Source organism: Arthrobacter sp. SPT-J7 (assembly GCF_059089965.1).
Genome location: NZ_JBNHFF010000005.1, coordinates 16,424 through 33,623 on the forward strand (window position 1 = coordinate 16,424; position 17,200 = coordinate 33,623).

At 63.8% G+C, this 17,200-nt stretch carries 19 protein-coding genes; 10 read left to right on the top strand and 9 right to left on the bottom strand.

What is annotated here, in order from left to right:
* Nucleotides 1-98: 98 nt before the first annotated feature.
* Entirely contained in the window at nucleotides 99-767 is a 669-nt protein-coding gene (locus tag AC5RWX_RS09675) for a hypothetical protein (RefSeq protein WP_494097305.1), read from the bottom strand.
* Between the two features lie 296 nt (nucleotides 768-1,063).
* A complete protein-coding gene (locus AC5RWX_RS09680; RefSeq protein ID WP_494097306.1) occupies nucleotides 1,064-1,807 on the bottom strand; it encodes a FadR/GntR family transcriptional regulator in 744 nt (247 codons plus the stop codon).
* Between the two features lie 143 nt (nucleotides 1,808-1,950).
* Here AC5RWX_RS09680 and AC5RWX_RS09685 point away from each other — a divergent pair, with 143 nt between their 5' ends.
* The 7 genes from AC5RWX_RS09685 to AC5RWX_RS09715 all read left to right on the top strand — a co-directional run bounded on the left by AC5RWX_RS09685 (nucleotide 1,951) and on the right by AC5RWX_RS09715 (nucleotide 8,638).
* Nucleotides 1,951-2,772, top strand: coding sequence for a 2-keto-4-pentenoate hydratase (locus tag AC5RWX_RS09685; RefSeq protein WP_494097307.1), 822 nt, complete (start codon nucleotides 1,951-1,953; stop codon nucleotides 2,770-2,772).
* Nucleotides 2,769-3,566 (top strand): 2-keto-4-pentenoate hydratase, encoded by a 798-nt coding sequence (locus AC5RWX_RS09690; protein WP_494097308.1) that lies wholly within the window; start codon nucleotides 2,769-2,771, stop codon nucleotides 3,564-3,566. The genes AC5RWX_RS09685 and AC5RWX_RS09690 overlap by 4 nt, the downstream gene beginning before the upstream one ends.
* A complete protein-coding gene (locus AC5RWX_RS09695) occupies nucleotides 3,563-4,363 on the top strand; it encodes an ABC transporter permease (RefSeq protein ID WP_494078382.1) in 801 nt (266 codons plus the stop codon). Before AC5RWX_RS09690 ends, AC5RWX_RS09695 begins: the two co-directional genes overlap by 4 nt.
* A gap of 104 nt (nucleotides 4,364-4,467) precedes the next feature.
* The gene (locus AC5RWX_RS09700; protein WP_494097309.1) at nucleotides 4,468-5,220 is read left to right on the top strand and encodes an ABC transporter permease; all 753 of its coding nucleotides are present in this window, start codon (nucleotides 4,468-4,470) and stop codon (nucleotides 5,218-5,220) included.
* A gap of 16 nt (nucleotides 5,221-5,236) precedes the next feature.
* Complete coding sequence (locus AC5RWX_RS09705; protein ID WP_493956941.1) at nucleotides 5,237-6,034, top strand: ABC transporter ATP-binding protein; 798 nt, start codon at nucleotides 5,237-5,239, stop codon at nucleotides 6,032-6,034.
* A 47-nt stretch (nucleotides 6,035-6,081) separates the two neighbouring features.
* On the top strand, nucleotides 6,082-7,101 hold the full coding sequence (locus AC5RWX_RS09710; RefSeq protein WP_494097310.1) for an ABC transporter substrate-binding protein: 1,020 nt from the start codon (nucleotides 6,082-6,084) through the stop codon (nucleotides 7,099-7,101).
* Nucleotides 7,102-7,165: 64 nt separating this feature from the next.
* A complete protein-coding gene (locus tag AC5RWX_RS09715) occupies nucleotides 7,166-8,638 on the top strand; it encodes an aldehyde dehydrogenase (RefSeq protein WP_493940419.1) in 1,473 nt (490 codons plus the stop codon).
* Between the two features lie 271 nt (nucleotides 8,639-8,909).
* Here the strand turns inward: AC5RWX_RS09715 and AC5RWX_RS09720 are convergent, their stop codons facing one another.
* The 3 genes from AC5RWX_RS09720 to AC5RWX_RS09730 are packed head-to-tail and all read right to left on the bottom strand — an operon-like array spanning nucleotide 8,910 to nucleotide 10,683.
* Entirely contained in the window at nucleotides 8,910-9,104 is a 195-nt protein-coding gene (locus AC5RWX_RS09720) for a tautomerase family protein (protein ID WP_493940420.1), read from the bottom strand.
* Entirely contained in the window at nucleotides 9,104-10,012 is a 909-nt protein-coding gene (locus AC5RWX_RS09725) for a VOC family protein (RefSeq protein ID WP_493956942.1), read from the bottom strand. Before AC5RWX_RS09725 ends, AC5RWX_RS09720 begins: the two co-directional genes overlap by 1 nt.
* Nucleotides 10,009-10,683 carry a class II aldolase/adducin family protein gene (locus AC5RWX_RS09730; protein ID WP_494097311.1) on the bottom strand — a complete coding sequence of 225 codons (675 nt, stop codon included), beginning with the start codon at nucleotides 10,681-10,683 and terminating at the stop codon, nucleotides 10,009-10,011. The genes AC5RWX_RS09725 and AC5RWX_RS09730 overlap by 4 nt, the downstream gene beginning before the upstream one ends.
* Nucleotides 10,684-10,761: 78 nt before the next feature.
* Between AC5RWX_RS09730 and AC5RWX_RS09735 the strand changes: the two genes are divergently transcribed.
* On the top strand, nucleotides 10,762-11,352 hold the full coding sequence (locus AC5RWX_RS09735) for a PadR family transcriptional regulator (protein ID WP_494097312.1): 591 nt from the start codon (nucleotides 10,762-10,764) through the stop codon (nucleotides 11,350-11,352).
* A 96-nt stretch (nucleotides 11,353-11,448) separates the two neighbouring features.
* Here AC5RWX_RS09735 and AC5RWX_RS09740 read toward each other — a convergent pair whose 3' ends face one another.
* Complete coding sequence (locus AC5RWX_RS09740) at nucleotides 11,449-12,213, bottom strand: IclR family transcriptional regulator (RefSeq protein WP_494078379.1); 765 nt, start codon at nucleotides 12,211-12,213, stop codon at nucleotides 11,449-11,451.
* 147 nt (nucleotides 12,214-12,360) lie between these two features.
* Here AC5RWX_RS09740 and AC5RWX_RS09745 point away from each other — a divergent pair, with 147 nt between their 5' ends.
* Both AC5RWX_RS09745 and dmpG read left to right on the top strand, forming a co-directional pair.
* Nucleotides 12,361-13,302 (top strand): acetaldehyde dehydrogenase (acetylating), encoded by a 942-nt coding sequence (locus AC5RWX_RS09745; protein ID WP_494097313.1) that lies wholly within the window; start codon nucleotides 12,361-12,363, stop codon nucleotides 13,300-13,302.
* A 2-nt stretch (nucleotides 13,303-13,304) separates the two neighbouring features.
* Complete coding sequence (gene dmpG / locus AC5RWX_RS09750; RefSeq protein ID WP_494097314.1) at nucleotides 13,305-14,336, top strand: 4-hydroxy-2-oxovalerate aldolase; 1,032 nt, start codon at nucleotides 13,305-13,307, stop codon at nucleotides 14,334-14,336.
* 68 nt (nucleotides 14,337-14,404) lie between these two features.
* Here the strand turns inward: dmpG and AC5RWX_RS09755 are convergent, their stop codons facing one another.
* The 3 genes from AC5RWX_RS09755 to AC5RWX_RS09765 form a co-directional block, all read right to left on the bottom strand.
* Nucleotides 14,405-15,544 (bottom strand): aminopeptidase P family protein, encoded by a 1,140-nt coding sequence (locus AC5RWX_RS09755; RefSeq protein WP_494097315.1) that lies wholly within the window; start codon nucleotides 15,542-15,544, stop codon nucleotides 14,405-14,407.
* A gap of 171 nt (nucleotides 15,545-15,715) precedes the next feature.
* Nucleotides 15,716-16,231, bottom strand: coding sequence for a hypothetical protein (locus tag AC5RWX_RS09760; RefSeq protein WP_494097316.1), 516 nt, complete (start codon nucleotides 16,229-16,231; stop codon nucleotides 15,716-15,718).
* A gap of 32 nt (nucleotides 16,232-16,263) precedes the next feature.
* Nucleotides 16,264-17,136 carry an HNH endonuclease family protein gene (locus AC5RWX_RS09765; RefSeq protein WP_494097317.1) on the bottom strand — a complete coding sequence of 291 codons (873 nt, stop codon included), beginning with the start codon at nucleotides 17,134-17,136 and terminating at the stop codon, nucleotides 16,264-16,266.
* Nucleotides 17,137-17,200 lie beyond the last annotated feature (64 nt).

Sequence of the window (17,200 nt, forward strand, 5' to 3'; positions counted from 1 at the left end):
AATCAAGCTAGAGGGCCTGAGCCCGGTGAATTACCGTGCTCAGGTCCTCCTAGCCTAGCTCTGCGTTGCGGTTCCAACGCAGCTCAGGGGTTGACTGGTTAGTCTCCCCAGTGGCCGTTCCGCTCGGAGTGGCCTTCGTGTTTGGCATCCTTCTTCACATCAAGCCCACGCTCGTCGGACTGCCAGTGCTTGCCGTCATGCTTGGCGGCCTTCCACTCGGCCATTCCGGAATGCTTCACAGCCTTCCAATCGGCCTGTCCGTTAGCTTTCGCTGCCTTCCATGTGGCGTCGGCTTCGGCCTTGACGGCCTTCCAGTCGTGGCTCGGCTGCTGCTCCTCCGGCTCCGGAGCGGGCTCCTCGGCTACGGGCTCTTCCTCCACCGGCTCAGGCGCAGGCTCTTCGGTGATCGGGCCCTCATCGCCCGGCTGCGGGACTACGGGTTCCTCGGCAGGCTCCTCAGCTTCTGTAGGTTCTTCCGCTGGTTCTTCGCCCTCGGCCGGGTTCTCCCCGGGCTGGGTTTCATCGCTCGGTGCGGGTTCGTCGCCGGCCGGCCCTTCCGTGGAAGTTTGGTCGGTGGTGTCTTCAACTACCGGTTCGACCTGCTCGACCACAGCCGGGGCAATGAACACGCTCTCAGCATCGATGGTCACCAATGGTTCTTGCGTGTCTGCTGCCGAAGCGACTCCTGCGCCGCCGGCAGTAACCAAACCTGTTACCACCACGGCCGCGGCCATCCGGCGGGCCCTGGATTTCGTAATCGATGACATGCTGTTGCTCCAATCAGTAGCGAATGTTGCGACTTAATCGTTACAGCAGGCTTTTGAGCGGCTGCAAGCCATCATCGCGATTTCGAAAAAAGAAGACCCGGCGCGGGCCTCAGGTGTGGCCAAACCAGTCGCCGTGGGCCACACTTCGGGATCGCGCACGAATGGCGCCCGGTCATTGAACAGCGTCAGGTCGAGCTGAGCCCCGGGTGGGTACTTCCAAGATCCGGCAGGTTCGAGCGCGGCGGTAACCAAGTGAAGGATGGCCGAACAGCGCGAGCAGCTACAGCGTCGGGTCGCTACGAAACGCTTTCGTTGAGCCGTTCCGCGTAGGGTGCGTGGCGCTCGGCCGCGATCCGTGCCCTCCCCGGGCTGCCCGACGAAATCGCATCAACCAGCTCGCGGTGCAGCGCCCAATTCTCTTGCCAGGCTTCGCGGAACTGCGCGTCGGGCGCGACCTCTCGGAGCGACTGGCGTGCGGTGTCGAGCAGCGAGAGGTAAATCGTGCGCAGAAGTTCGTTGCTGGACATACGTGCAATCTCTTCGTGCAGCTGCCAGTTCTGACTCAGGTATTCCGCAGGATCGTCCTGGAGTTCCCCCATCCGACGGACGATCCGCTCCAGCCGGGCTAGGCTCTCGCGATCCGCGCGGAGCGCTGCATGGGCCGCAAGGGGCAACTCGAGCGCGTTGCGAATCTCCAGCGCATCGGCAACGGAAAGGGAGTTGGCGTCGAGCCCGAGGATCAGGTGGCTGAGCCGGATCTGAGCGGTGGGCTGCGCAACAAAGATGCCGCCCTGCGGGCCAGGACGAGTCTCGACCAGCCCGCGGCTTTCGAGCAAGCGGACGGCCTCGTTCAGGGTGGAGGCAGCGACGCCGAACTGGTCTCGCAAATCGGACTTACGCCCCAAACGCGCGCCCGGCTGGACATTCTCGCGGGAAATTAATTCGCTCACCTGCTGCGCGACCGCTTCGGCTCGCGAAGTGCGATCGCTCGCCACCCGGTCGAATCTGGGGCTGATACCGCCGTCGGGAAGGTCACTCATGGTCCACAATCCTAGCATTGAACATGACGAATAGTACGGCACAGCGAGGAAGCCGCCCTAATTCAAGGTATTCGACATGTTGAATAATATGGTCTAGCGTATTGCCACTAGAAAAAGTTAGTTCGACGACAACGAGGTCACCCTTGAACGACGAGACTGAGTACTCCCAGGAAGAAATCGGCGCGTATGCCGAGACCTTGCTTAAGGCATATGAAACCCGCCAGCCGGTGCGCCCGCTGACGGAGGACCTTCCCGGCCTGCGGCTGGAAGATGCGTACCGCGTCCAGTTGCATCAGGTGCGGCGGTGGAAAGACCAGGGTCGGGTTGTGGCCGGCTACAAGGTCGGCCTGACGTCGCTGGCCATGCAGCGCCAACTTGGCGTCTCCCAACCGGACTTTGGGCACTTGTTCAGCGACATGATTCTTGACGGCTCGAGCGTCGATGTGGGTGGATTCCTCAGCCCGAGAATCGAACCCGAGATCTCCTTCGTCCTCAAGCACGACCTGCGCGGCCCGGGGCTGAGCGTCGCTGATGTCATCGGCGCTATCGACTACGCCATCGCGTCCCTCGAAATCATCGACTCGCGGATCGCGGACTGGAAAATAACGCTCTCTGACACCATCGCGGACAACGCCTCGTCGGGAGCCCTGATCCTAGGTACCCGCCCGCTACAGCTTGATGTCGCCGACCTTGGACTTGCCGGGTGCGTACTCGCGAAGAACGGAGGGGTCGTCGCCACCGGCGCCGGCGCCGCGGTGCTGGGTCACCCGCTCAACGGGGTGCTCTGGCTGGCCAACAAGCTCGGATCGCTGGGCCAAACCCTTGAGGCCGGCTCGGTGGTCATGGCCGGCTCGATCACCGCCGCCGTCCCGGTTGCCGCCGGCGACACCATTACGGCTACGTTCGCTCACCTCGGATCGGTGAGCGCTCGTTTCACCGCAGCATCGACGGAGGTCGCAGCGTGACGTCAACAGATTGGACGACCGAGAAGGTCGCCGACATTCTGCTCGAAGCCGAGGCCAGCCGCACAGACCGCGGCCGCATCACCGACGAGTGGCCTGGACTTGACCTCGATACGGGATACGCCGCCCAGCGACTGCTCATCGAGCGCAAGCAAGCTGACGGCCACACCGTCATCGGCGTCAAGCTCGGACTCACCTCGCGTGCCAAACAGCAACGCATGGGAATCGACTCCCCGCTGACCGCTGTGATCACGGACAGAATGGTGCTCGAAAGCGGCGTGCCGATCCCGCTTGACGAACTTATTCACCCGCGGGTCGAGCCCGAAATCGTCTTCGTGCTCGGCGAGCGGCTTGAGGGGCCGGGAGTGACGGCAGCATCCGCCATGCGCGCCGTGGCGTCGGTGCACGCAGGCCTCGAAGTCATTGATAGCCGCTACCGCGACTTTAGCTTCGCTATGCCCGACGTCGTTGCGGACAACGCCTCAAGTGCGCGGTTCGTGGTTGGCGCCACCTCCGTTTCACCGGTCGGACTGGACCTCGCCCTCGAGGCGTGCGTGCTGCGCATCAACGGGGCTGTTGTCGACACTGCCACAGGAGCAGCCGTTCAGGGCCACCCCGCCGAGGCTCTGGCACTTGCAGCCAATGCCCTTGCGGCTCGCGGTGAGGCTATCGAAGCAGGGTCGATCGTGCTGACCGGGGGTTTGACGGACGCCGTGTTCATCCACGATGGCGACGAGGTTTCTGTGCAGTTCACATCACTGGGCACCCTCGTCGTTCCTGTGCGGATGTCGGCATGACCGCCGTTGCCACCCTGCCTGTCCACCGCCGCGTGAGCCCCAAGATCACGCGTGGGCTGATCGGCGTCATGGGGCTGCTGTTGCTCGCGGAGTCGGTATCGCGTTTCGGCATCGTGCCAGCGAGCATCTTGCCCCCGATGTCCCGAGTGCTCACCGACACGGGCGGGCTTCTGTTCGATTCCGAGTTCCTCGGCGACGTAGGTTCCACCCTCACCGCATGGGCGATCGGCCTGGGCATCGCGATCATCGTGGCGGTTCCGCTCGGTTTGGTACTCGGATCTTTCCGCATCGCCTATGAGGCGTCGTCGGCGGTAGTCGAATTCATGCGGCCGATTCCGTCGGTCGCGCTCATCCCGCTCGCCATCCTCGTGTTCGGCCAGGGCACCGACATGAAGATCGCGCTCGTGGTGTACGCCTCCTTATGGCCGATTTTCTTCAACACCGTGTATGGCGTGCGGGATGTTGACCCGGTCGCCAAGGAAACCGCCCGCACTTTCCGTCTTAGCCGGGTGGGCATCCTAGCCCGAGTGAGTCTGCCATCCGCGGCACCGCTGGCCGCCACCGGCGTCCGGATCTCGGCGGCCATCGCGCTGATCGTAACGATCAGTGCGGAACTGCTTGCCGGTTCGGCAAGTGGTATCGGCTCATACATTCTGCGGATCAGCTCAGGCGGCGGCGACACCTCACTAGTGTTCGCGGGAACCCTCGTCGCCGGTCTGATCGGCGTCGTCGTGAACTTGGTGCTCGTTGCGGTTGAACGCAAGATGTTCGCCTGGAAGAAGGAGGGGGTAGCGTAATGGCGCTCACCACAGCGGTGCAGACCGCAGGCAGTCCGCGCGCCGGCTCCGAGAAACAGGCAGCCAGACTCCACTGGTGGAGGCGCTTCGCTCTGCGGTGGGTTGTGCTGGCTGTCCTGGTCACCGCCTGGCAGGTAGCGACGGTTATCTTCCCATCGCCGTTCTTCCCGCAGCCCACGCGCATCTTCGAGCGAGCCGCATTGCTCTGGCTACCCGATGCGAACGGCATCCTCACTCCGAGCATGCTGAACGACGTGCTGCCAAGCCTCGGACGGATGTTGCTAGGTTTCAGCGTCTCCGTCGTGGTTGCCGTGGCCTTGGGCACCGCGATCGGGCTCAGCCGCAAATTCGGCGATTACATCGACCCGATCATCCAGTTCCTGCGGGCAGTTCCGCCGCCGGCGCTGCTACCGATCTTCCTCGTACTTTTCGGCACCGGTGATGAAATGCGGGTGCTGTTGATCGCCTTTGGCACAGCCTGGCCGATCTTGTTGAACACCATCGAAGGCGTTCGGTCCATCGAAGAGCTGAAGTACGAGACAGCCACGGTGTTCCGAATCGGATTTGTCGGGCGGCTTACGCGGATCGTTTTGCCAGGCGCCGCTCCTAAGATCCTGGCAGGTGTCCGGACCAGCCTGTCACTGGCGCTCATTCTCATGGTCATCTCTGAGATGGTCGCAGCCTCCAACGGCATCGGCTTTTCGATCGTGCAGGCACAGCGAGGGTTCGGGTTCCTCGATATGTGGGCAGGAATCGTCCTCCTCGGCATCATTGGCTTCCTCCTCAACACCGTTCTCACGCTCATCGAGCGCCGCATCCTCGCTTGGCAGCGCAGCTCCGGTCGCGAAACTGCCTAGACCTCAAGGAAGAAACATGCTCAACGTCACCCATCTCACCCACACCTACGGTACGGGCGCGAAGGCGCACCTCGCGCTCAAAGACATCACCTTCGAGGTTCAGCCCGGCGAACTTGTCTCCATTGTCGGCCCCTCAGGCTGCGGCAAGACAACACTGCTGCGAACCATGGCCGGACTCATGCGTCCGACCGGCGGCGACTTGACCTTCCTCGGCGACAAGATCACTTCCGTACCTGAGGGCCTCGCGATGGTCTTCCAGGACTACCGCGGATCGCTGTTTCCCTGGCTCAGCGTGGAGGCCAACGTGAGGTTCCCGCTCACGAAACTCGGCCTCAGCAAGACCGAATTGGAGGGGCGCGTTGCCGAGTCGCTCTCCGCCGTCGGCCTCACCGGATTCGAGGATCGCTATCCGTCCCAGTTGTCCGGGGGCATGCAGCAGCGCGTCGCTATCGCCCGCGCTCTTGCCTACCGTCCGAAGATCCTCTTGATGGACGAACCGTTCGCGTCCGTCGATGCCCAGACCCGGGAAGACCTCGAAGACCTGGTGCTGGCGGTGAAGAAGAAGTTCAACATGACCATCCTCTTCGTGACTCACGACATCGACGAGAGCGTCTACTTGGCCGACCGGGTGGTGGTGCTCTCCAAGCCGCCGACGTTCGTGGTCACCACGCTCGATATCCCCCTGTCGGACAGCCGCGACCAGATCGAGACGAAAGAGGACCCGGAGTTCATTCGTCTGCGTGGCGAGGTGGCCCGCCTCATTCGTCACCCCGAGAACGACAATGTCGTGGCCCCTGTGGCCGACATTGCCTGATAGTCCCAGCAGCACCAATCAATCACTGCACTATTCAAGGAGGAAACGTGCCCATTACATCAGAAACAGTTCGTACTAGGAAGACCTGGCTCGGCATCGCCGCGGCGTCCGCGCTGGCGCTTAGCCTCGCCGGCTGCTCGGTAGGAGGCGCCGCAGCACCCGCTGATGGTGCACCCGCGCCAGCCGGGGACGGTAAGCCTGAGACGACGGAATTGCTCGTCGGAATCACCCCGGTCGCCGACCAGGCGTCCGTTTTCATCGCCATCGATGAGGGATTCTTCGAGGACGAGGGCCTCAACGTGACGGCCCAGCCGGCGCAGGGTGGCGCCGCCGCGGTGCCGGCCATGATCGCCGGCGACATGCAGGCTGCCTTCGCGACCTATCCGTCGTTCCTGCTCGCGCAGAGCGGCGGGGTCGGGATCAACATTGTCGCCGAGGGCGTGCGCGGCAATGAGGAAAGCAACGGGGTCTACGTCAAAAAGGACTCCGGGATTGACTCGATCGAGGACCTTGAGGGCAAGAAGGTCGCCGTCAACACCCTCAAGAACACCGGCGAGCTCACCATCAAGGTGCTGATGGAAGAAGCCGGGATGGACGTGAGCAAGGTCGAGTTCCTCGAGCTGCCGTTCCCGGACATGGTGCCGACGCTACAGTCCGGCGGCGTCGACGCGGTGTGGCTGGTCGAGCCGTTCCAAACCGCCGCGAACGAAGCCGGCGCCAAGAAGCTCTTCGCGAACTTCTCCGGCCCGACCGCGGGCGTTCCGCTCTCCGGCCTGGGCATGACCGCCGACTTCGTCAAGGCGAACCCGAATACAACCGCTGCGTTCATTCGTGCGCTCGAGAAGGCCAACGCACTTCTCGCCGAAAACCCCGACGCCGCCCGCGAGATCGTTCCGACCTATAGCAAGACCACCCCGGAACTCGCTGCCAAAATCAAGCTGCCCGAGTGGGTAGCCGGATCGGCCAGTGCGGAAAACCTTGAAGTCTGGAACAAGATCATGGTCGACCAGGGCGCCATTCCCACTCCCGTGGACCTCAACGAGATGGTCTACGTCCCCGGAAAGTAAACACCTCACAACCCGCCGGGCGGGCCAAAGTGCCCGCCCGGCACAGCAAGAAAGGCCCCAGGCCATGCAGACATTCGGTCACATCATCGATGGCCAGGAAATCCCGTCAGTCTCGGGGGAGACCTTCCCGAGCATCGACCCCTACACCCGCAAACCGTGGGCGGAGATCGCGCTCGGCACCAAAGCCGACGCTGACCTCGCAGTCGCCGCCGCCCGCCGCGCCTTCGATGAGGGCCCCTGGCCGCGGATGACCGCCGGCAAGCGGCGCGAACTGATCAACAGGTTCGCCGACCTGATCATCAAACACGGCGAGGAACTCGCCATGGCCGACACCCGCGACATGGGCAAGCCCATCACGCAAAGCCTGGGCAACGACGTCGCCCGGACCGCCCAGAACTTCCGTTTCTTTGCCGACCACGCGCACCTCAGCCCGGCTGATGTGCTGCCGATGGACTCCGGCCACCACACGTACACCCGCTACGAGGCCGCAGGCGTTGTCGCCGCGATTGCCCCGTGGAACTTTCCGATGATGCTCGAAAGCTGGAAGGTCGCGCCGGCGCTCGCCTGGGGCAACACCGTCGTTCTGAAGCCCGCCGAGGATAGCCCGGCGTCTGCGACTATCCTGGCCCGCCTTGCCTTGGAAGCCGGCATCCCAGCCGGTGTCTTCAACGTCGTCCACGGTTACGGCCCGGACTCGGTCGGCCAGGCACTCACCGAGAATTCCGACGTCGACCGGATCACGTTCACCGGCGAGTCGAATACGGGGAGGTTCATTGCCCGTGCGGCCAGCGCGAACCTCACCCCAGTCAGCCTGGAGCTGGGGGGCAAGGGCGCCAACGTCGTCTTCGCTGACGCTGACCTCGACAACGCCATCAGCTGGTCGATCCGCGCAATATTCACCAACGCCGGTCAAGTTTGCCTGGCCGGAAGCCGAATCTACGTCGAACGCTCGATCTTCGATGAGTTCACGGAGCGCTTCACCGCCGCAGCGGACGCCATGGTTGTCGGCGACCCGAAAGATCCGGCCACGCAGATAGGCCCGCTCGCGAGCGAAGAGCACTACGCGAAGGTTCGCAGCTACTTCGACACCATCGAGGAGGCCGGCGGCAAGCTGGTTACCGGCTCGCTGGGCGAGGGCTGGACCATTCACCCGACAGTCGTCACCGGGCTGCATCGCGATGCGCCCCACCAGCGCGAAGAGATCTTCGGGCCGATAGTGACCATCACACCGTTTGACACCGAAGCCGAGGTCGTCAACGAGGTGAATGACAGTCCCTACGGGCTGAACGCAATGCTGTTTACCGAGAATCTGGTCAGGGCACATCGCGTCTCCGGTTCCCTCCGGGTTGGCACGGTTTGGGTGAATTGCTTCTTCATCCGCGATCTGCGTGCCCCGTTCGGCGGCGTCGGCGCCTCGGGCGTCGGCCGAGAGGGCGGCAACTTCAGCCGGGAGTTTTTCACCGAACCGAAGGCCGTCGTGATGCAGCTGGAACCACCGGTCGCTCATCCGCCGGTGGCCCTCACCGGGGCGTACTAACGCCAGGCCAATCGTCTCCCGCCAGCCAATGCTCGACGTCGCCCCGCTCGGTCACACCGAGCGGGGCGACGTCGGCTCTGGAGAAATAGGACGCCCTCTTCATTGAGATGAAGGGGGCGTGCTCGGTTTCCGAGACCATTTGGAGTGTAGGGGGTACCCGGATGGACCTCGTAGGCACGCCAGATGCTCACGGACTGAGCCGAGGGGAGTGCGCAAAGCAGTAGGGCCGCAGCTCTCGGCTGCGGGCCCTACTGCTTTGCTTCCTTTGCGCCTACTTGGTCGCTGCCTTCTCCGCCAAGGTGACGCCGCCCGACAGCCACAGCTTCGGGCTGATCTCGCGGACCAGGACCCGGACGCTTTGGCCGGGCGCGCCCCACTCCTCGACAGCATTATGTACTCGCTCCATGAGGTCGCGCAGCTGCTCCTCGTTGCGTCCTTCCGCGATACTGATCTCAACCAGAGGCATCAGGCATCCTGCAATTCAGATGAGTCGAGTGGACGACGGATTTGCTTTTGCGTCTGCACACGCTGGGTGACGCCGCCCCACATGTCGATCGACTTGGGGTGCAGGGGATCGAAGGTGCGAGGCTGCCAGGTGGCGTCGTCCTCGATCCGGCGCACGCCGTACGAGTACTCGTAGGTGAGCCCCTCCGGGCCCTTGAAGTAGAGGAAGATCGCCGTGGACTGCGGGTGTCGGCCCGGGCCTTGCTCGATTTCGACGCCCTGCTCGAGGAGGAAGTTCCAGCTACGCATGACGTCATCCAGCGATTCAACCTGGAAGTTGATGTGGCACAAACCTGGTTCGCTGCCCTTGAAGACGGCGAGTTTGTGGTGCACCGGGTCGAAGCGCATGAGGGCGGCCCAGTCACCGATCCAGTCGCTGATCTTGATGTTGAACAGCGAGCTCCACCACTCGTAGGCCGCCTTCACATCCGGTGCGTCCACACAGAGGTGGCCGAACTCGACAATGCCGGCCTGCCTGCCCCAGTGGACGGTATCGGCGTCGTACACCTGGCCGACCACCAGATCAAAGCGGTTTCCCCAGGGGTCATCGAAGCTGATGAAGCTGCTGACGCGGCGTGACCGCGCCTCTTCGGCGGTCCCGCGCACGACGTTCACGCCGGCGTCGGCCAGCTCGGTCTCAGCAAGCCGCAGTGCGTCTTCGTCCTTCAGCGTTAGCCCGGAGCTGAGCACCCCTGCTTCCCCTTCGACGAAGGCCAGGCAGTGGTGGCGGTGGTCGGCGCGCAGGTAATGCACCCCATTGTCGCTGCCGGCATACTGCATGCCGACAATGTCCACGGCGAAACGCACTGCGGCGTCGACATCCGCAGACCCTGATCGCACGTAGGCGATATCGGTGATCTCGATCATCATTGACCCTTTCGGTAGGTGTTGGTGAGGTAGGTGTAGATTCTGGGCAGCAGTTCGGTGGCGCGGTCGCGCCACCAGGATTGTTCGTCAAGGGGCAACGGCTGCGGCGTGCCAGCGGCCAGCGCGCGGAGGTTGAGCTCCGCGGTCTTCTCCAGCACCCACATCAGCGCTACGGCGCTTGCGAGGTCAGGCCCGGTGGTGACGGCGCCGTTCCCTCGGAGGATCACCGCGTTCGCGTCGCCCAGCGCGCCCCGAACCTCCCTCGCGCTGGCTGCATCCCGGATGAGGCGGGAGTCCTCATAAACCGGTACCGTCCCGCCGAGGAATGAACCATGGCCGTTGAGGGGCAGCACTGGCTGACCGGCCGCGACGAGCGCCGCGACTGCGGGGGGCTGTGCACGGCAGATCGCACCGATGTCCGGGCGGGCCTCGGCCAAGGCGAGATGGATCCACGCTTCCTTCGGCGCGGCGCTCGGCAAGTCAGTATCACCGACAAAGAGGGGGATGAGCCCGTCTGCTTCAGTGAGCGTGGACAACGCGACGGGCGGTGTGATCAGCAGTTCGTTCGCCGACGTGCGCACTGAGAGGTGGCCGAAAGCATCGGTCAGTCCAGCACCCGCCACGACCGCCGCAGCGTCGCGCAGTTCTGTCTGGGCAACTGTGATCACGCTCATACTCCTTTGTAGACTGGAATGAGCCTACATGTATGGGTAGAAATGTCAATCAAGACATGTACCAGCTAGGATGGGCGCATGTCCCTGCAGTATGCCGTGCTGGGCGTCCTTGAGGCGCGTCCGATGACCGGTTATGAGCTCACCCAATTTTTCGAGTCGACGGCCCGCTGGGTGTGGACCGCGCCGCAAAGCCAGATCTACCCTTTGCTCACGAAGATGGCGACGGACGGCCTCATCAGGGGCGAAGAGCAGGTGCGCGGCAGCAGGCTCAAGCGCACTTCATACTCCATCACTGATGCTGGCCGGGCCATATTGCGCAGCTGGCTGGCTGAAGCGCACGCCGAGCCGAATGTCCGGGACGCCTTCCTGCTCCAGACCCTCTTTCTCGACATGATCCCACCCGCGGAAGCGGAGGCCGTTCTTCGCGCACACATAGACGAGATTCAGGACCGGCGCGAGCAGTGGGCCGCGCATCGGGCCAGGTTGGCAGCCGCAGATACACCGCTCATCCGGGAGCGGCTGCAGCGGCGGGACCCTGCCGATCATGCGCGGATCGTGAATCTCAAAACTCACGTCTTTGATTACTTGATCGACTCCGCGACGCTCCGGATTGAGTGGGCGGAGCGGGCGCTCGCCATTCTGGGTGTCGCACCGGCCGTTCCACACTGACGTCGGGAGGCAATCTCGCCAGACCTCCGCTGCCGCACCCTTTGGATGAGCACCTCCATGTGCGTCCGGTCGAGCCTGGATCAGGTGCGGCGGGCGCTAGGTGGGGAAGCCGAGCAGCGCTGAGAAGTGCGCGGCGCCATCACGAACCAGGTCGACCCAGTGTTCCTCTGGATGTTGCTCCCAACGAGCCTTCGATAGCGAGACGCTGATCGCGGCGACGACTGCTCCAGAGCCGTCGCGCACGGGAGCAGCGGCACAGCGAATCTTCGGAGTCGATTCCTCATTTTCGAAGGCGACGCCCCGTTCCCGGATGCGGGCCAGCTCCACTTCCAGCTCCGCGAGAGTGCCGATGCTGTGCTCGGTCATCCGCGGCAGGTTGTTGTGGTCGGCGAACCGTGAAGCGAGTGACTGTGGCGACGCATAGGCGAGCAGCGCCTTGCCGAGGCCGGTGACATTGGCCGGCAGGCGCTGGCCGATGCTGGAGGGTAGTCGCAAGTTGTCATGGCTTTCGACCTTCGCCAGGTAGAAAACGTCCCCTCCTTCAAGGAGGGCAACGCTGACGGTCTCACCACTCCGGGCGGCGAGATCGCGGGCGACGTCGTTTGCTGTGGACAGCATGTCGAACCGGGCCGAATAAGCGTTTCCGAGTTGGAGCAGTCGAACGCCCAGTCGGAAGGTGCTGGTGACCTCGTCCTTCTGCAGGTATTCCCGGGCGACGAGCGTCGCCAGAAGTTCATGGACCGAGGTGCGCGGCAGGCCGGTTCTCCGCACCACCTCCGGTGCGCTGAGCGGTGCGCTGTCATCGAGGAACAGCTCGAGGATGTCGAGCGTGCGCAGCACAGCGGGAGTGAGTCGGGCCATGCCTTATGAATACCGGGGAAAGCGGCGTGCCGCAAATGAGCCGACATTGACAAAGATGCAGGGCTCCTGTTCTATATATCGAACAAGTGCCGAAGTTTCGAACGAGAGCTCGCACGACGTATCACAACGAAGTGAAAGGAGCGGAGCATGCCACAAGGCGTTCCCGCAGCGATCATCGGTTCCGGCAACATCGGCACCGACCTGATGATCAAGATCCTCCGCGGCAGCGGAATCCTCTCTATCAAGGCCATGGTCGGCATCGACCCCGAATCCGACGGCCTGGCCCGCGCCGCCCGCCTCGGCGTCCCGGCGATCTCCACCGGCGTCGACGGCCTGATCGCCTCTCCGGGGTTCGCCGACATCGAGATCGTCTTCGACGCCACCTCTGCGGGCGCCCACCGCTACAACGCCGAGAAGTTGCGCGCCGCAAAGCCCGGCATCCGCCTGATCGATCTCACCCCGGCAGCGATCGGCCCGTACTGCGTTCCCGTGGTGAACCTCGAACAGAACCTTGATGCGCTCAACGTGAACATGGTGACTTGCGGCGGGCAGGCGACGATCCCGATCGTCGCTGCGGTCTCCGCCGTGACTCCTGTGCACTACGCCGAAATCGTTGCCTCGATCTCCAGCAAGTCCGCCGGTCCCGGAACCCGCGCCAACATCGACGAATTCACCGAAACCACCGCCGAGGCGCTCCAGAGCGTCGGCGGTGCCGCCTCGGGCAAGGCCCTCATCATCCTGAACCCGGCTGAACCGCCCATGATGATGCGCGACACCGTTTTCGTGTTGACGGATGCCGCCGACCGCGACGCCATCGAAGCGTCTGTCGACGAAATGGTCTCCAAGGTTAACGCCTACGTCTCGGGCTACCGGCTCAAGCAGCGGGTCCAGTTCGATGAGATAACCGAACCGGTGAACGTGCCCGGCGTCGGGGCGTTCACCGGACTCAAGACCAGCGTGTTCCTTGAGGTGGAGGGTGCGGCGCACTACCTGCCGGCCTACGCGGGCAACCTCGACATCATGACGTCAGCCGCTCTTCGCACTGCCGAAACGATCGCCACACACGCACTGACCATGGAGGTGGCATAGCCATGACCGATTCCCTCGTTCCCGAGAAGCTGTACATCTCCGACGTGACCCTCCGGGACGGCAGCCACGCCGTGCGGCATCAGTACACCGAGAGCAACGTGCGCGACATCGTGACGGCGCTTGACGCAGCCGGCGTGGACAGCGTCGAGGTCGCCCACGGCGACGGGCTCAACGGCTCCAGCGTCACCTATGGGTTCTCGCGCCACTCCGACGTCGAGTTGATTGAGGCAGCAGCCGAGGTCGCATCGAACATTGCCATCGCAACCCTGCTCATCCCGGGCATCGGGACCATCTCCGACCTCAAGCGGGCAGCATCCGCCGGGGTCAGCTACGTGCGGGTCGCAACGCATTGCACCGAGGCGGATGTCTCGGCCCAGCACATCGCGACCGCTCGCGAGCTCGGCCTCAACACCGCGGGCTTCCTGATGATGAGCGCGCTGACCACACCAGCGAAGCTGGCCGAGCAGGCGAAGCTCATGGAGGGCTACGGGGCCCAGTGTGTCTACGTGGTCGACTCGTCGGGTGCCCAGACCATGGACGACGTCACCGACCGTGTCAACGCGCTCCGCGACGTCTTGAACCCGGAAACCGAGATCGGCATCCACGCCCACCATAACCTTTCGCTGGGTGTTGCCAACTCGATCGCTGCCGTCAAGGCGGGCGCGAACCGCGTCGATGCCAGCCTCACCGGGATGGGCGCGGGGGCCGGCAACGCGCCGCTTGAGGTTTTCATCGCCGTCACCGAGAAGCTCGGCTGGAACCACGGCACCGACGTGATGGCCCTCATGAACGCCGCCGACGACATCGTCCGCCCGCTCCAGGTCCGCCCGGTTCAGGTCGACCGCGAAACCCTCGGGCTGGGCTACGCCAACGTCTACTCGTCGTTCCTGCTCCACGCCGAAACGGCGTCGGCCAAGTACGGGATCCCGACCATTGAGATCCTGATCGAGCTCGGTCGCCGCAAGATGGTCGGCGGCCAGGAAGACATGATCGTCGACGTCGCCCTCGACCTCCTGAAGAAGCAGGCCGCCTAACGCCCGAACCGCTGCCCGAACCCGTGGGGTCCTCGGGACTAGTCAGTCGGTTGAATCTGGGGTGGAGGCTAGGAGACGATCGCCATCTCATGCGGAGTCTGGTTCAGACGCCGCCCGCCATCCGGCGTGACCGTGACGATGTCCTCGATGCGGACGCCGAACCGGCCGGGGAGGTAGATGCCTGGCTCGATCGAGAAGCACATGCCGGGCTCGAGGAGTTGGGTTTCGCCCTCCACCATGTACGGCGGTTCGTGGGTGGTGAGCCCGATGCCGTGTCCGGTGCGGTGGATGAAGTAGTCACCGTATCCGGCTTCGATAATCACGGCTCGTGGCACGCGGTCGATCTCCTGGCACTCGATGCCGGGCTGCACCGCCTCGAAGCCTGCCTGCTGCGCACGGCGGACGACGTCGTGCACCTCGCGTTCCTCCTCGGTGGGCTCGCCGACGTGCACGGTCCGGGTAGTGTCCGATCCGTAGCCGTGCTTGAGGCCGCCGAAGTCGAGCACCACCATGTCGCCGTCCCCGATGATCCGGTCGCCGATCTCATGGTGCGGGTTGGCTCCGTTCGGGCCCGAGCCCACCACGGTGAAGTCGACCTGCGAATGCCCGAACTGGCGCAGCAACTCGGCCAGGTCCGCACCGACGTCGGTCTCGCGACGGCCCGCGAACCGGACCTTGAGGATCTCCTCGTAGGTCTGGTCCGCGGCTGCCCCTGCCGCCGCCAGCCTTGCCACCTCGTCGGCGTCCTTGATCGCGCGCAGCATCGGTAGCGCCGTGGTCATGGACACGTACGACGATTTCTCCAGCCTGCCCTGCAATCCGAGCAGGTGCATGGCCCACGCAGAGTCAGATACTGCGTAGCGCCCGGAGCCGTCCAGGAGCTTCGCCGTCGCCTCATACGGATCACTTCCGTCTGGCCAATCGAGCAACTGGAAGGTGGAGGCGCCGGGTGCGTTTTCCGCATCGGGACGTTCCAGCTTGGGAACGATCATGGCGGGCTCGCCGTCCGCGGGGATGACCAGCATGGTGATGCGCTCGGTGATCGCCACCGGGGCATAGCCGGTCATGTAGAGCAGATCTGGTCCCGGCGTCAGCAGCAGGCCGGCGAGCCCGGCGTCGTGCGCGGCCTGCGCAGCTCGCCGCTGCCGCAGTGAGAAGTCATCGGCAGTGAACGCGACCGGTTCAGCAGAGCTGCTCTGCTCGGTCACGACAACCTCCATCGAAAGGTCGGTGAGGACAGGTTCATTAAGCGCCCCACGGAAACGACCTGGCAAGGGCCAGGCCACCAAGCACTCCGCGCCTCCTCGTTCATCCGGGCGCATTGCCTACAGCGTCACCAAGGGGCCCATTCATTTGCAGGGTGCTCGCAGCCGTCGTCGTCAGTCTCTGACTCGGATGTCGGTCTGCAGGTCTCGCACCGAGAGGTGGTCGGTAGCAGTACGAAAATCGGTAACAACGCCGTGCTGTGAATCGAACGTTGCTTCCGCAGCGTACTCTGCGTCCTCTAGGTAAACCATGGAGAGGCGGATGCCGTCCTGCGTTCGTACTGCGCCCGTAATGCGTTGGTTGTCCTGGTGTCCGCCCCAGATCCGCATGGTGAGCGGATAGAAGAGTTGGATTTCATCCGGAAGCCAATCCGGCCGTTCATGCCCGATGGTTTCGACCCTGCCGCCGGTTCTTTTGACGCAACCGTGGGACGGATCAGACGTGATGCTTCCGCCGTCGCCATTGACGCTCCAACTATGATCGCCGTCAGAGACGCGGACTTTCAGGCTGACCTTGTTGCCTTCGTGGTCGGTCCTGTCCACGATGGCCGACATGGGGTAGCGCAAGCCGGAGTTACGCACCACTGACAACAGTTCCAGCAATGCTTCGAAGTCTTCGCGCCCGCCCATATCCACCTGCCGTCAATAAAAGCCCTATGAGGTCAGACCCGCCAGCGCAGGCGGCTGTCTGTAGACGACCTCTTGCAAGTGTAGGTCTTGCCTTTGGCGCTGATGCCCTTATGCCCCTTAACCGCTGCGGCACAGAAAGCGCCAGGGTGCACGCCCTTGACGGTCTTGGCAGGGGTGGGGCTCTTGGCCGTCGAGGCTTTGCCGGCGGGCTTGATAGCGGTGACCTTCACAACCTTCTGGCCGGGGCAGGAGGCGAGGACCCGCTTCATGGCAGCTTTTTCGGCGGAGTTAACCGACAGGGCGTACTTCTTCTTCACGGCGATTTGGGTGGCTACGTAGGTGCACCTGAAGGCCTTGTTTTTGGGCAGCCAGGCGCTGGCTTCCCTGTCGCCCTTTGCACGGTTGGCGGAGGCGTCTACGGCGCGCAGGTTCAGCGGGTCGTTGGCGAACGCGGTCCGCTGGGCGGTGGAGAGCTTCTGGGCACCTGACACCCATGCCTGGCCGAGGGCGACGACGTGGTCGATGTCCACCTTGTTGCCGCCACGGACGTGTTTGATGGTCTTGCCCGTGTAGGGGTCTTTCAGAGTCCCGGAGGCGATAACACAATTGCGTGTGCCGGGCTTGAAACGGTCCTTGGTCAGGTCGCGCTTAAGGATGTCATTGCGGGCGTCACAGCCGTTACGGTCCGGATCCTTCCAGCCGTTTCCGAACTTGGCTCGGGAGTAGCCGGTCTTGGCGGCCTTGCCCTTGACCGGGAGGGTGTTCAGTACCGAGGACGCGCTGGTCGTGGCTTTTGCGCTGGCTGCTTCGACTGGAGTCGCGGCGGAGAAGCCCCCGAGCAACAAGGCCGCGGCAGTGGTGATGGCGGCCAGCGATCGGCCCAGCCGGTTAGTAGACGTGTTCATGATCCCCCAGGTGTCCGGCGCGGAGGCTTTCCTTCGCCGTGCGATGAGCTATCGGCGGCCGAGG